The organism is Pandoraea terrigena, from assembly GCF_902459705.1.
Lineage (GTDB): Bacteria > Pseudomonadota > Gammaproteobacteria > Burkholderiales > Burkholderiaceae > Pandoraea > Pandoraea terrigena.
In genome coordinates, this window is the sequence record NZ_CABPRU010000003.1 from 479,789 (window position 1) to 493,751 (window position 13,963).

Annotated in this window: 12 protein-coding genes; 4 read left to right on the top strand and 8 right to left on the bottom strand. The window is 63.3% G+C overall.

Annotation, left to right across the window (positions count from 1 at the left end; translation table 11 throughout):
- The first annotated feature begins 49 nt into the window (after positions 1-49).
- Positions 50-1,573: a bifunctional 3-(3-hydroxy-phenyl)propionate/3-hydroxycinnamic acid hydroxylase MhpA gene (mhpA, locus tag PTE31013_RS09820; RefSeq protein WP_150612608.1), complete on the top strand. Its 1,524-nt coding sequence runs from the start codon at positions 50-52 to the stop codon at positions 1,571-1,573.
- An 84-nt stretch (positions 1,574-1,657) separates the two neighbouring features.
- Positions 1,658-3,004, top strand: coding sequence for an MFS transporter (locus PTE31013_RS09825; RefSeq protein WP_150612609.1), 1,347 nt, complete (start codon positions 1,658-1,660; stop codon positions 3,002-3,004).
- A 69-nt stretch (positions 3,005-3,073) separates the two neighbouring features.
- Here PTE31013_RS09825 and PTE31013_RS09830 read toward each other — a convergent pair whose 3' ends face one another.
- From PTE31013_RS09830 to PTE31013_RS09850, 5 genes are all read right to left on the bottom strand, one after another.
- A complete protein-coding gene (locus PTE31013_RS09830; protein WP_150612610.1) occupies positions 3,074-3,946 on the bottom strand; it encodes an isocitrate lyase/PEP mutase family protein in 873 nt (290 codons plus the stop codon).
- 95 nt (positions 3,947-4,041) lie between these two features.
- Entirely contained in the window at positions 4,042-5,439 is a 1,398-nt protein-coding gene (locus tag PTE31013_RS09835) for an MFS transporter (protein ID WP_150612611.1), read from the bottom strand.
- Between the two features lie 59 nt (positions 5,440-5,498).
- Complete coding sequence (locus PTE31013_RS09840; protein ID WP_150612612.1) at positions 5,499-6,203, bottom strand: GntR family transcriptional regulator; 705 nt, start codon at positions 6,201-6,203, stop codon at positions 5,499-5,501.
- A 251-nt stretch (positions 6,204-6,454) separates the two neighbouring features.
- A complete protein-coding gene (locus PTE31013_RS09845) occupies positions 6,455-8,020 on the bottom strand; it encodes a complex I subunit 4 family protein (protein WP_150612613.1) in 1,566 nt (521 codons plus the stop codon).
- Between the two features lie 295 nt (positions 8,021-8,315).
- The gene (locus PTE31013_RS09850) at positions 8,316-8,936 is read right to left on the bottom strand and encodes a flavin reductase family protein (protein ID WP_150612614.1); all 621 of its coding nucleotides are present in this window, start codon (positions 8,934-8,936) and stop codon (positions 8,316-8,318) included.
- A 293-nt stretch (positions 8,937-9,229) separates the two neighbouring features.
- On the opposite strand from PTE31013_RS09850, the gene PTE31013_RS09855 reads away from it, so the two are divergent.
- Together PTE31013_RS09855 and PTE31013_RS09860 are read left to right on the top strand one after the other, a co-directional pair.
- Positions 9,230-9,883, top strand: coding sequence for a DsbA family oxidoreductase (locus PTE31013_RS09855; RefSeq protein ID WP_150612615.1), 654 nt, complete (start codon positions 9,230-9,232; stop codon positions 9,881-9,883).
- A gap of 6 nt (positions 9,884-9,889) precedes the next feature.
- On the top strand, positions 9,890-11,296 hold the full coding sequence (locus PTE31013_RS09860) for an MFS transporter (RefSeq protein ID WP_150612616.1): 1,407 nt from the start codon (positions 9,890-9,892) through the stop codon (positions 11,294-11,296).
- Positions 11,297-11,348: 52 nt separating this feature from the next.
- Here the strand turns inward: PTE31013_RS09860 and PTE31013_RS09865 are convergent, their stop codons facing one another.
- The 3 genes from PTE31013_RS09865 to PTE31013_RS09875 form a co-directional block, all read right to left on the bottom strand.
- Positions 11,349-11,846 carry an Rrf2 family transcriptional regulator gene (locus PTE31013_RS09865; protein WP_150612617.1) on the bottom strand — a complete coding sequence of 166 codons (498 nt, stop codon included), beginning with the start codon at positions 11,844-11,846 and terminating at the stop codon, positions 11,349-11,351.
- A gap of 184 nt (positions 11,847-12,030) precedes the next feature.
- The gene (locus PTE31013_RS09870; protein WP_246174218.1) at positions 12,031-13,053 is read right to left on the bottom strand and encodes a branched-chain amino acid ABC transporter permease; all 1,023 of its coding nucleotides are present in this window, start codon (positions 13,051-13,053) and stop codon (positions 12,031-12,033) included.
- A 7-nt stretch (positions 13,054-13,060) separates the two neighbouring features.
- On the bottom strand, positions 13,061-13,951 hold the full coding sequence (locus PTE31013_RS09875) for a branched-chain amino acid ABC transporter permease (protein ID WP_150612619.1): 891 nt from the start codon (positions 13,949-13,951) through the stop codon (positions 13,061-13,063).
- Positions 13,952-13,963: the final 12 nt, after the last annotated feature.

A 13,963-nucleotide genomic window follows, 5' to 3' on the forward strand; every position in this document is an offset into this window, starting at 1 on the left:
GACCGGGTGCGGCGAGCCGCCCCCGGTGTCTCATCAGCAGGAAACAAATATGTCAAATCAAACGATTCCAACGCATACGTGCGACTACGACGTCGCGATCATCGGTCTGGGCCCCACCGGGGCCACACTGGGCAATCTGCTCGCGATTCAGGGTTTGCGGGTGCTGGTGCTGGAGCGCGACAAGGACATCTTTGCGCTGCCGCGCGCGGTCCATTTCGATGGCGAATGCATGCGCGTGTTTCAGACGATCGGGATTGCAGACGCCCTGCTCCCCAACCTGTTCGTCGGCCCGGGAATGAAGTTCGTCAACGCGCAAGGCAAGTTGCTGATCGACTGGCCACGTCCGACCAGCATTGGGCCGCATGGCTGGTGTGCCAGTTACAAATTCCACCAGCCCGACCTGGAGAATGCTTTGCGCAAGCGCCTCGCGCAGCAACCCAACGTCGAATTGCGCCTGCGACACGAGGTGTTCGCCCTTGACGAGACAAGCGACGGCGTTCAATTGCGCTTCGAGGACACGCGTTGCGGCAAACTGGGGCGCGCCACCGCTCGATATGTCGTCGGGTGTGACGGCGCGCGCTCCATTGCGCGGCGATTCATGGGCACCGAGCTGACGGATCTCAAATCGCACGAACGTTGGGTCGTGGTGGACGTCATGCTCAATGCGCCACGCCCCGAACTGGGCGACGTCTCAATTCAGTATTGCGACCCGGCGCGGCCGACCACTTACACACGCGGTCCCGGCAATCGTCGCCGCTGGGAAATCATGGTGATGCCCGGCGACGATTCGACACAACTCACGACCCCGGAATGGCTGTGGGACAAGCTCGCTCGCTGGATCTCGCCCGCCGACGCACGGCTCGAGCGCTCGGCCGTCTATACGTTTCATTCCGTCGTCGCCAACGGTTGGCGCCGCGGCCGGTTGCTGCTGGCAGGAGACGCTGCACACCAGACGCCTCCATTCATGGGCCAAGGCATGGCAGCCGGTATTCGCGATGCGTCGAATCTCGCCTGGAAGCTGGGTGCCGTGCTTCGCGGCGAAGCCTCCGATGCCCTTCTCGACACGTATGAATCGGAACGCTCGCCGCATGTGCGCGAATTTATCGAAACTGCCGTTCAGCTCGGCGCCGTCATACAGACAACCCACCCGGAACTTGCGAACGCTCGCGACGACGAGACGGCCGAAGCCATCCGCAATTTTGTGACGCCGCAACCGAAGCTCGGACCAGGAGAATGGGTAGACGACCCGTCAGGCACGGCAGGACAGATTGCGCCGCAACCGCGCCTGCGCGATGGCCGGCGTCTTGACGACGTCGTCGGCTACCGATTCGCACTGGTGACCTTGCCGGAGTTGCTCAGCGAGTGCCCGGACCTACCTGATCAGGCGGCCCGCGCGCATGTCCAGCTTATCGCGAGCGAGGATGCGTCGATCCGCGAGTGGCTCGGGTCAACCGGCGCTGTCGCCCAATTGGTGCGCCCCGACCGATACGTGTTTGGTGTCGCGCCTGACGCGCATGCCCTGGACCACCTGCTTGACCAGGCACTGCCCCATCCGCGCACGGAAAACGCCTGATCGGCGGCCATCGGGCCGCCGTTGGGCAACACCATTGCGCATATACGTCATTGGACATAGAAGCCAACCCTTCCTGGAGAAGTCATGGAGACAACCCGCAACCCCGCCGGCGATATCAGCCGTCCGCAATCCACCGGTCTGACACGATCGCAATGGAAGATGATTCTCATCGCGAGCCTCGGCGGCTCACTGGAGTTTTACGACTTCATTGTGTATGGCTTTTTTGCTCACTACATCGCCGCGCAGTTCTTTCCTAACGCGTCGGCGCTGTTGAGCATGCTCGCCGCCTACTCCGTACTGGCGATCGGCTACGTGATTCGACCGCTCGGCGGCATTGTGCTGAGTAGCTGGGGAGATCGTTATGGCCGCCGCCCCGTGTTTCTCGGCTCCATCGTCGTCGTGACCACCGCGACCATTTGCCTTGGCCTGCTGCCGAACTATGAGCACTGGGGGATCACCGCATCGATTGCGCTGATCGTCCTGCGCATGCTTCAGGGGTTCTGTGTCGGTGGCGAAATGCCCGGTGCCATTACTTATGCCGTGGAAGCTGCGCCGCATCGCGCGGGCCTGGCTGCCGGCGTCATCATCTGCGCGGTGAACGTGGGCGTATTGCTCGCGACCGTCGTCAACCTCGTCATTCAAAGTTCCCTGTCGAGCGCAGATGCCGCGGCGTATGGCTGGCGAGTCGCCTTCCTGTTCGGAGGTCTCTGCGGAATCGTGTCGTACTGGATGCGACGCAACCTCGACGAGTCTCCCGAGTTCCAGAAGATGCATGGCGCCGTCATCAAGCAACCGTTTCGCGAGACGCTTCGTCACCACGGTAAATCAGTCGTCACCGCCGCACTCACGATCGCGGTCATGGCCGGTGTCAATGGCATCTTGTACGGGCACATGCCGGCTTACCTGGTGCAACAACTTCACTATGCGCCCCGAACGGCGGCGATCGCGCAGAACGCTTATCTGATCGTCAGTTCCTTTGGCTTGCTCGCAGCGGGCTGGCTTGGCGACAAGGTGCCGCGCCGCTACCTTCTGCGTGCGTCGGCCGCGTTGCTGGTGGTACTGAGTTATCCGTTTTATTACGCGCTGATCAACCACGCCGTGGACCTGGTGACCCTGTTCATCTTCGCGGCGCTGGTCTTCTCGCTCGCAAGCGGTACATGGGCGTCCGTGCTTGCCGATCAGTTCCCGGTTCAGGTGAGATTCAGCGGCATCGCACTCTCGTATAACGCCTCCGTTCTCGTCTTCAGCGGATTCGCCCCCTTGCTGGCGACCATGCTGATCCGTGAGACCGGCTCACTGGCCGCACCGGCGTACTTCGTTATCGGCGCCTGCGGTATCGCGTTGTTCGCGAGCTTTGGACTCCCCGCCAGTCGATCGACATCGCCGCTCGGGTTACCGCCGGATCGACTCAACGGCGAACCGTCGCGCTGACCCTTCAACGCCACATCACTGCGGGGACGGCGGACGCCGCTTAGCGCGACACCGCCGCCGGGCACTCGCTCAGTCTGCGTGAGCCCGATCAAACGCCCACACTTCCGGGAAGCCCATCAACTCGCACATTTGCGAGAACGGATAGAGCGCGTTGTCGATGCCCATCGTGCCCTTGCCGGCCTTGATCTGCGCGTATGCATGTTCCAGGGCGCGCGCGGCGGCCAGGAAGCCCGTCGCCGGATAGATCGCCATGGAAAACCCGAGCGACTGCAATTCCGCTGGCGACAATTGTGGTGTGCGTCCGCCCTCGACGATATTGCACAGCAGTGGCACGTCGAAGGTTTTTCCGATCGTCTCCAGCTCCTCCGCGCGCTCGGGCGACTCGATGAACAGGATGTCCGCCCCCGCCTTCACGTAAGCCTCGCCTCGACGCAATGCTTCGTCCAATCCGAGCGATGTGCGGGCGTCGGTGCGTGCAACGATCTGGAAGTTCGCGTCGTCGCGCGTCTGTGCCGCGACCTGGATCTTCTTGACCATATCGCCGGCCGGAATCACCCGGCGACCCGGCGTATGGCCGCACTTCTTCGGAAACTCCTGGTCTTCAAGCTGAATACCTGCCGCGCCCGCGCGTTCGTAGCCACGCACCGTGTGCATGACATTGAGCAACCCACCGTAACCGGTGTCGCCATCGCAAATCAATGGCGTGCGGCTGTTGCCGCAGAACGCCGTCACACGATTGACCATGTCGGTATAGGTCGCCAGGCCGGCATCGGGTACGCCCAGATACGAGGCGACGGTGCCGAAACCGGTCATATAAAGACAGTCGAACTGCATCGCGTCAGCCATGGCGACCGAGATCATGTCGTAGATCCCCGGCGCGACGACAATGTCGTGCCGAGCCAGTTTCGCTTTGAGTTGACTGCGTTTTTCTTGGGCGTTCATAACGATTCCAATAAGTCGGTGAAACAGGATTTCCGACGCGCGATGTCATCGACCCGCGCGTCATGTCAAAACCGGACGCCGTATTGCGCCAGACGTCAGCTTTGCGATTTTCCGGAGAATTCCGAATCGCCGAGACCGGCGGCGCCAGGCGCGCCCGCATTCGGTGCGATGTCCTCGAGCGAGCGCCGGTTGGTCTCGATGCCGAACACCGCGAGCACGATCGACATGGCCGCCAGCACGCAGGCGATCGTCGTGAGAACCTGCTGGATGCCGCCGGACGCATAGAGCGCGACGACCATCTGCGGTGCGAGAATCCCGGCGACCCGGCCGGCACAGCCCGCCACGCCATTGCCGCGCATGCGGTTCTCCGTCGCGAACAACTCGGGACAATAGGTTGCGATGCCAAGCGCGACCATCAGATAGGTGAGCGTGAACAGCAGGAAGCCGAGCACGGTCGCCATCTCCACACTCGTCGAATGGCCATAGGCCCACCCCACCACGGCGGCAACCGCCGACACCGCGATCATGCCGTTCTTGCGGCCGACCCGGTCGGCTACGAGCACGCCCACCAGCGCACCCGCCGGACCGCCGAGCGACATCAACGTGGTGTAGCCGAGCGACGACGCCATTCCGATGCCCTGCTTCATCAGGAACGTCGGCACCCAGACAATGAAGCCATAGATCACGACGTTGATGCCGATCTGCACGCAAATTGCCACCACCGTGCGACGAATCTGCGCGCGCGAAAACAGGTCCAGCAGCGTGGTCTGCCGTGTGGCGACGGGCAGCGACTGGCGCACCGGGGGCAATACGCCCCCGCGCGCCGACTCGGCTTCGGCCGCGCGCAGAATCGCATCGGCCTCGTCGAAGCGCCCCTTGGATTCCAGCCAGCGCGGCGATTCGGGCATCTTGGCGCGCACGAACCACATCACCAATGCCCCCACGCCCACGATGCCGAACATCGCGCGCCAGCCAATCGAGGGGATGATCAGGTAGCCGAGGAAGGTCGAGAAGAACAACGCCGAATTTGTGATCAGCGACAGGTATGCCGACCACTTGCCGCGCACGGCGGGCGGAACGAATTCACCAAGCGAGCCGTAGCCGACCACGATCTCCGCGCCAAGCCCAAGTCCCATGAAGAAGCGGCACACGATCAGCCACGTCATGTTGGGCGCGAACGCACCGGCCAGCGACGCCAGGCCAAAGATCGCCAGGTTGAACTGATACGTGAACTTGCGTCCCTTCCGATCGCCCAGCACACCAGCCGTCAAGGCACCGAGCAGCATGCCGACAAAGGTCGCTGACAGAAAGGTGGCGTTGAGCTGCATCGTCGACCAACCACTCTTGGCCAAGGCCCCCAGCACGCCGCCGGCCAGGTAGATGTCGAATGAATCGAGGAACATGCCGCCGCCGATCAGCCACAGGATCCGGCGATGGAACCCAGAGATGGGCAGCCGGTCGAGCCGGGGCCCCGCGTTTATCGAACTCAACATGCGCTGTCTCCTCCGTCGTTATCGACGTGATGTTTTCGGGGTACTGCTGATGGAACCGGCTAATCCCCTGCCAACGCAGATGCCACGGCGTCGTCGGTCCGCGTGCGATGCGCACGGCCAAGCACGACGCTCTGCGCCGCCGCGATATGGCAGCGCACGATCGCCTCGGCCCAGACGCCGTTGCGTTGTTCAAACGCGTCGACGATCTCGAGGTGCTGGCGTGCGCTGCGCTCGCGGTGTTCGGGGTTGTAGGTGTCGAACGTCCACTTGACCAGTGGCGTCTCTTTCATCGATTTGAGTGAGCGGTCGAGCCGGCCGTTGCCAGCGCCGCCGCTGATGATCGCGTGAAAGGCATCGTTGAGCGCAAACCAGCGTTCGGTCAACGCAGCCGTTGGAGGCTCGCGCGCAATGTCGAACATCGTCACGGCCAGTTCGCGAAGCTGCGCGACTTCATCGTCGGTCGCCCGCTGCGCTGCACGCCCCGCCAGATACGGCTCGATCAGCAGGCGAGCCTCGAAAATCTCGCGTGCGTCCTGCTCGGTCCATGCGCGCACGCGCACGCCATAGTTGGGCACCGCTTCGACCCAACCCTCCGCATCGAGCCGGCGCAAGGCCTCGCGCACAGGGGTGCGGCTCACGCCCAAGCGCGCCGCCAGTTGCGTCTCGCGCAGATATTGCCCCGCGGCGTACTGACGTTCGGCCAGTGCGGTCTTGATGGCCAGGTAGACGTCAGCGGAGGAAAGCGTGAATGGTGTAGACGACATTGTATGCAATGTTTTCATAAAAATAGAGATTCACGGGCGCATTCCGCAAATTTTGTAAACATTGTATGCAATGCGGCGAATTGCAGGATCGGTAATTCCCCTTAGCCGCTGCCTCGCGATCGTAGCAACCCCTTCACCGCATCGTTCCGGGTTCCCGGCACACCGCGAACGCCATGGCCGGCACGTCATGCGACACAAAAAGCAAACGGGCGCCACACGGCGCCCGTTCTGATGCATCCCCCCGATTCCGATCACGCGGCGGGCCGCGCGTCCTTCACCGTTACCGCCGCATGGCCGGCAGTCACAGGACGCCGACGCCCCGCAATCTCGTCGCTCCCCGGTTCATCCGCGGGCAGGCGATGCAGTTCGATGTCCTGCACGGTCTGGATTGCCGTCGCATCGATTCCGTCGGTCAGCGGCTTAGGATCGATTCCGATGCCGAGCACCATCACCGCCATCGCCCCAAGCAGCGCGAACTCGCGACGGCTCACATCCTTGAGCGACGCCACGCGTGCGTTCCCCACGCGTCCGAACATCACCCGCTTGACCATCCACAGCGTGTAAGCCGCGCTCAGCACGAGCGTCAGCGACGCCAATGCGCCAATCCAGAAATTGGCCTTGATCGTGCCCATCAACACGAGGAACTCGCCAACGAAGCCGGAGGTCCCCGGCATCCCCACGTTCGCCATCGAGAAAAGCATCGCGAATGCCGCGAAACGCGGCATGGTGGCCGCCACGCCGCCGTATGCATCGATCGATGCGCTGGACGTCCGGTCGTACAACATCCCCGTGCACAACAGCATCGCGCCCGAGACAATGCCGTACGAAATCATCTGCATCACGGCACCGTCGGTCCCCATCTCCGAGAACAGGAACAGCCCTAGCGTGACCAGCCCCATATGCGCGACGGCCGAGTACGCCAGCAGCTTGCGCAGATCGGTCTGCACAAGCGCCACCAGACTCGCGTAAATCACGGCGACCAGCGACAGCAGGACCATGAGCGGCGCAAGGAAATGGCTGGCATCCGGCAGCAACGGCAGATTGAATCGAAGCAGCCCATAGCCGCCGAGCTTGAGCATGCCGAGCATGACCGCCGCGCCAGTGGGCCCGTCAAGATGCACTTCGGGCAACCACGTATGCACGGGCCACATCGGCACCTTGACCGAGAACGCCCCGAGAAAACCGATGAACAGCAACACCTGCACCGCCAACGGCAGATGCAACGTCTGCCAGCTTGCGATCTCGAAGCTCCGCGTCTGCATGTACAGATAGAGCATCGAGACGAGCATCATCAGCGAACCGGTCAGCGAGAAGAAAAAGAACTTCACGGCGGCGTGCGTGCGATTGGCGCGGCCATACACGCCAATGAGCAGATACAGGGGTAGCAGCGTCGCTTCGAAGAAGACGAAGAACAACATGCCATCCTGCGCCGTAAATACGCCCTGCATCAATCCCGACAACACCAGGAAGCTGCCGAAGTACGCGCTCATACGCGTCGTCACGGCACGCCACGAGGCCAGCACGACAATGAAGGTCGTCACGCCGGTGAGCACCACCAGCCACAGGGAAATGCCGTCGACGCCGACATGCCACGACGCATCGAACGAATCGATCCAGCGAAACCGCTCGACAAACTGCAGGCTGGCCATGTGGGTGCGAAATCCACGCACCAGCGGCACGATGGGCGCAGCCGATATCGCGGCGGCGATGAGCGAGGTCCAACGCACGACATTGGGATGACGATCCTGGCCCAGCAGCATGACGAGTGCGCCAGCCGCGATAGGAAGCCAGATAAGAAGGGACAAGATGGGAAACATGGAGGTCCTGATGTGCCGCAACAAAAATTCAGCGCGAAGGCGCTATATCGACGCAGCCAGGGACGAACCTACCCCGCACGCATCGCAGGTCGCGATGCGCGCAAATCAAGGCAAATCAATGCCATCGGGAGGGGACGCCAGGCGCGAAGGCGTCAACGAAGGTGGCAAGCATACGCGTCCGAAAAAATTTCTGCATCGCACCAATTTTACAAATGATTGCGGGTGCGTCTCTCGCCAGGACCGTCGGCGGTGGCGTCGGCGTCGAACTGCCAGGGCGGCAATCCTCCACTGCAGATCAGGCCTTCGGGCGACGCAAATCGAACATCGGCCCGATTTCCGCATAGTCGCCAAGATAGCCCGCGCGCATCACCGGATGCGCCTTGGCCGTGTCGAAGATGCCGTCTTCGCGCAGATATTCGCGGCGGATGTGCACCCCGACGACCTGCCCCAGGGCGAGCCAGTTGTCCATCGGCGTGCCGTCCAGATTGTGCATGCGCACGATCTGAAGCAACCGGCATTCGAGCGACGCGGGCGACTCGGCCACATGCGGTACGTCGACATTGACACCCGCCGCCTTCGTCAGGCCCGCCAGTTCGAACTCGTCGACGTCGTGCGGCACGGGGGCCGACGTCCGGTTCATCTGCGCCGCGAGCGACTTGCTCGTGAAATTCCAGACGAACTCGCGCGTGGCCTCGATGTTGGCAATCGAGTCCTTGTAGCCCTCGCTGCAAAACCCGATGATCGGCGGAAACGTCGCGAACGCACCGAAGAAGCTATACGGCGCCAGGTTGACCCGGCCCTGCGCATCTCGGCTGGAGATCCAGCCGATGACACGCGGCGCCACAATCGCCTTGAATGGGTCGTGGGACAGGCCGTGACCCTTCGCCGGGTCATAGAAGTGAACGTCGTTGGGCATAAGGCAATGAAGGTTCGCGTCAATGAATGCCCCACACGATATCGCATTGCCACAGGCCGCAGATCATCCGCCAGTTGATGATTCATCCATCGAAACAATAATTTCGACAGCCAAAACACGCCATCCCATTGGCAAACGCCCCACCCGTGCCCCGAATACCGCATGAATAAGGGCTTGCGGCGCCGTGCCGGGGGTCTCCGGCGAGAATTATCGATTTATGCGAGGATTGCGCGTGTTGCGTCGCGCAAGGCGACGCGTTTTCATTGCACGCGCCGTCACGGCGCCGTCAGCCCATGCCCGCCACGCTCAAGATTGATTTTGTCTCCGATGTCGCCTGTCCCTGGTGCGCCATCGGCCTTGCCTCATTGAAAACGGCCCTCGGCCGTCTGGGCGGCGAAGTCGAAGCCGACCTCCATTTCAGCCCCTTCGAACTCAATCCCGACATGCCGGCGGACGGCGTCCCGCTCGCCGATTACATGGCGCGCAAGTACGGCCTGTCGCCGGAACAGTTGGCACAGAATCAGGCCAACATTGGCGCGCGGGCAGCCGCCGAAGGATTCCCGATGCGCATGGACCTGCGCACGCATGCCTACAACACCTTCGACGCCCATCGTCTGCTGCATTGGGCACGGACGATCGGCAACGACAAGCAGCTCGCCCTGAAGGAAGCGCTGTTGCGCGCCTACTTTGTCGAAGGCAAGCGCACGAGCGACCCGGATGTGCTCGTCGACGCCGCGCAGCAAGCCGGCCTCGACACGGCGCGCGCACGCGAGATCCTCGCCTCCGACGAGTATGCCGACCAGGTGCGCGCGCTAGAGCGTCATTACCAGAATCTCGGCATCCAGTCGGTACCGGCGATCATCTTCAACAACCGGCATCTCGTGAGCGGCGGCCAACCGCCGGAAGTGTTCGAACAGGCCATTCGTCAAATTCTGGCGGAGGGCTGATCGGTCATGTCGTCCCTGCCCCCGATCGCCGATACCTCTGTGGTGAGCGCCCCAGCGGCGGCGCACACTCACGAGCCGCCCGCCACCGGACGCGGCCTCGCCATGACGGCGATCCTGCTCGCTGTCTCGCTCGCCAGTCTCGACACTGCGATCGCCAACACGGCGCTGCCGCAAATGGCGCTCGATCTGAAAACGACGCCGTCGGCATCGGTCTGGATCGTGAACGCGTACCAATTGGCGATGGTGGCGACCCTGCTTCCCTTTGCCTCGCTGGGCGAGCGCATCGGCCATAAGCGTGTCTTCATGTCGGGCGTGGCGGTGTTTCTCGTGGCGTCGCTGCTGTGCGCACTGTCGCCGACGCTCGGCTTTCTCGCGGGCGCTCGCGTCCTGCAGGGGGTGGGCGCCGCCGCGGTGATGAGCGTGAACATCGCGCTCATTCGCTTCCTGTACCCGGCGCATCAACTGGGACGTGGTGTTGGCCTGAACGCACTGATCGTGGGCATCTCGTTTGCCATCGGGCCAACCTTGGCGTCGCTGGTGCTCGCGTTCGGGAGCTGGCCGTGGCTGTTCCTGATCAACGTGCCGACGGCGTTGCTGGCGCTGGCGTTCTCGCGCCGCAACCTGCCGGACACGCCACGCAGCGCGCACAAGCCGGACATGATCGCCGCGTTGCTCAACGTGGCGACGTTTGCGCTGCTGATCTTCGCGCTGAGTCAGAGTGCGCAACGGGCTGATTGGCGTCTGACGCTGACCTGCTTCGTGGGGGCGCTCGCCTTTGGGTGGGCACTGATTCACCGCGAGCGTGGCCATCGTGCACCGATGCTGCCGGTCGACTTGCTGCGTCTGCCCGCATTCGCCCTCTCGACGCTCACGGCGATCTGCGCGTTTGCGACCCAGGGGCTTGGACTGGTCTCGTTGCCGTTCTATTTCGAGAACGTGCTGCATCGCAGTCCCATCGAGACAGGCTTTCTGATGACGCCCTGGCCGTTTTTCGTGGCAGCGATTGCGCCATTGGCGGGACGTCTGTCCGATCGATATCCCCCGGGCGCGCTGGGCGCCATTGGTCTGGCAATGCTGAGCGCCGGCATGGGATTGCTGGCGATCATGCCCGAGCACGTGCAACTGTGGGATATCGGCTGGCGCATGGCGCTGTGCGGGCTGGGCTTTGGCTTCTTCCAGTCGCCGAACCTGAAGGCGTTCATGCACAGCGCACCGCCTGAGCGCAGTGGCGGTGCGAGCGGCATGGTGGGAACGTCGCGACTGCTCGGTCAGGCCACGGGCGCTGCGCTCGTGGCCCTCGCGTTGGGCCTTGCCGGCGCACAGGGTTCCCTGTGGGCGTTGGCGTGGGGGGCAGCGTTCTCGGGCGCAGGGTGTCTTGCGAGCGGCTTGCGATTGGTGCGACGCCAGGCTTGATCGCGAGTCGCGGGGTATCACGCCAGCGAACCGACGTGGCACCCCAGGCGATTCAGGATGACGATTCGGTGACGCGTCGCTTGACCTTGATCTCCGCCACCGGAATGACCGCGGCCACCGCGTCCCCGAGCAGGCGGCGCAACACGCCGGGTTTGTCGACCAGGTCGGCCAGCGTGTAACCGTCGAGCACGGCAAAGTAAGCGCGCAACGCCTCGCCCAGCACGCCTCGCAGGTTGCACGCCGACGTGATGACGCAAGCGTTTTCCCCCTGATGGAAGCACTCGACCATAGCGAAGTCGGGCTCCATCGCCCGCACCACCTCGCCGAGACCGATGCGCTCCGGCGCGCGTCCAAGACGAATCCCGCCCGAGCGCCCGCGCACGGTGTGCAAGTAGCCCAGTTGGCCGAGCTTCTGCACTATCTTCACGAGGTGGTTCTTGGGAATGTCGAACGCATCCGCCACGGTCTGCACATGCACCAACTCGTCGGGATGGACCGCGACGTAGATGAGCGTGCGCAAGCTGTAATCGGTATGGTCGGTGAGTCGCATTCGACGGGGGAATACTGAGGAAGCGGGTAAGGCGGCATGGTGTGGTGCCGCCCGGAAACATCGCGAGCCAGTTTAACATGGCTTCAAGAGGCATCTTATGCCGCGCCGAAGCCCCGCGCCACCTGTCTCGCTAGTGCACGTCGCCAGGCACTCACCTGGCATCACCCCACCTGCCCCGCGCCCCCTACCCTCCGACCCCGCTGGCGAGCGCCGCGGCGCGAGCACCGGTGCCTCGACGCCCCTGCCAGCGCTGCCGCCAGACGAGCCATTCGCCGACGACACCACGGCGAAACACCAGCACGCAGAGCACGAAAATCACGCCGGTGACCACGCTCACCATCGTGCCGAGCCCGCCGAACGCCTGCCAACCCGTCGCCTGCGCCAGCCAGTTACCGAGGTCGCCGAGCTTGGTCTCCAGCGAGACGATGAGCAACGCCCCCACCACCGGACCGAAGCGCGTGCCCATGCCGCCGACCAGCGTCATCAGAATGACGGATCCTGAGAGCGACCAATGCACATCCGACAACGTGGCGAAGCCCAGCACCAGCGTTTTCAGCGATCCGGCGAGGCCCGCGATCGCTGCCGAGAGAACGAACGCCAGCAGTTTGAAGCGCGCCGCCTCGTAGCCGAGCGAGATCGCGCGCGGCTCGTTCTCCTTGATCGCGGCCAGCACGCGGCCGAATGGCGACGCAATGATCCGTGACAACAGCGCAAACGTCGCGGCAACCACTGCGAGCACCACGAAGTACAGCGTGTGATCGTTGTCGAGCGACAAGCCAAAGAGCGTCTGACGGGGCACGCCCTGCAATCCGTCTTCGCCCCCCGTGAACGGGGCCTGAAGGCAGAAGAAGTAGAACATCTGCGCAAATGCGAGCGTGATCATCGCAAAGTAAATGCCCTGCCGCCGGATGGCGAACAGCCCGAATACCAGCCCGAACACAGCACCGGTCGCGACACCGGTCAACACGCCCGCCAGCGGCGACCACGCAAGATCCCGCATCACGTACCCAGCGAAGTACGCCGCCCCACCGAAGAACGCTGCATGGCCAAACGACAGCAAACCCGTATAGCCAAGCACCAGGTTGAGCGAGCAGGCAAACAGCGCAAAGCACAGCACCTTCATCGCGAACACGGGATACACCCCGAGCGCCGGCAGCGCGGCCAGTATTACGAGCAACACAAGATCGAAACGGTATTGACGCATCATCGACGACTCACTTGTAGGCATAACCACCGAACAGACCATGCGGGCGCACGAGCAGCACGAGCGCCATGATCACGAACACGACCGTGGCCGAAGCCTCCGGGTACCAGAGTTTGGTCAGCCCCTCGAGTACGCCGAGGACAAGACCGGTGAGCACCGACCCGGCAATCGACCCCATCCCGCCGATCACCACGATCGCGAAGACCGTCACGATCATCGGCTGCCCCATGAGCGGCGAGACCTGCATGATGGGCGCCGCCAGCACGCCCGCGAACGCCGCCAACGCGGCGCCGAACGCATACGTGAGCGTGACCATGAGCGGCACGTTCACGCCGAACGTCTCGACGAGCCGAGCATTTTCAGTACCGGCGCGCAACAATGCCCCAATACGCGTGCGCTCGATGACGAGCCACGTGAGTGCGCAGGCGGCAAGCGACGCAACCACCACCCACGCCCGATAGTTCGGCAACACCATGAACGGCAGATGCGTGGCGCCGGCAAGCAGCGCCGGCCCCTCGAACGACATGCCCGACACGCCATAAGCCGTCCGGCCAAGCCCCTCGATGACCAGCGTGAGTCCGAGGGTGAGCAGCAGGCCGTACAGATGATCCAGCCGGTAAATGCGTGAAAGCAGCCCACGCTCGATGGCCGCGCCGAGCAAGCCGGCCACCAGCGGCGAGAGCACCAGCATCGTCCAGTAGTTCAGTCCGAGATACTGACCGCCCATCCACGCGACGAGTGCGCCGAGCATGAAGAGCGCCCCGTGCGCGAAGTTGATGACGTTGAGCAGGCCGAAGATAACCGACAGGCCCAGGCTCAGCACGGCATAGAAACAACCGTTGACCAGGCCGAGCATCAGTTGGCTGAGCAACGCCGGCAAAGGAATATCGAAAGGATTCACGACAATGGCCTT

Bases quoted from the DNA above. Each gene is read 5' to 3' on its own strand.
- mhpA (WP_150612608.1), top strand. From the start codon at position 50: ATGTCAAATCAAACGATTCCAACGCATACGTGCGACTACGACGTCGCG.
- PTE31013_RS09825 (WP_150612609.1), top strand. From the start codon at position 1,658: ATGGAGACAACCCGCAACCCCGCCGGCGATATCAGCCGTCCGCAATCC.
- PTE31013_RS09830 (WP_150612610.1), bottom strand. From the start codon at position 3,946: ATGAACGCCCAAGAAAAACGCAGTCAACTCAAAGCGAAACTGGCTCGG.
- PTE31013_RS09835 (WP_150612611.1), bottom strand. From the start codon at position 5,439: ATGTTGAGTTCGATAAACGCGGGGCCCCGGCTCGACCGGCTGCCCATC.
- PTE31013_RS09840 (WP_150612612.1), bottom strand. From the start codon at position 6,203: ATGTCGTCTACACCATTCACGCTTTCCTCCGCTGACGTCTACCTGGCC.
- PTE31013_RS09845 (WP_150612613.1), bottom strand. From the start codon at position 8,020: ATGTTTCCCATCTTGTCCCTTCTTATCTGGCTTCCTATCGCGGCTGGC.
- PTE31013_RS09850 (WP_150612614.1), bottom strand. From the start codon at position 8,936: ATGCCCAACGACGTTCACTTCTATGACCCGGCGAAGGGTCACGGCCTG.
- PTE31013_RS09855 (WP_150612615.1), top strand. From the start codon at position 9,230: ATGCCCGCCACGCTCAAGATTGATTTTGTCTCCGATGTCGCCTGTCCC.
- PTE31013_RS09860 (WP_150612616.1), top strand. From the start codon at position 9,890: ATGTCGTCCCTGCCCCCGATCGCCGATACCTCTGTGGTGAGCGCCCCA.
- PTE31013_RS09865 (WP_150612617.1), bottom strand. From the start codon at position 11,846: ATGCGACTCACCGACCATACCGATTACAGCTTGCGCACGCTCATCTAC.
- PTE31013_RS09870 (WP_246174218.1), bottom strand. From the start codon at position 13,053: ATGATGCGTCAATACCGTTTCGATCTTGTGTTGCTCGTAATACTGGCC.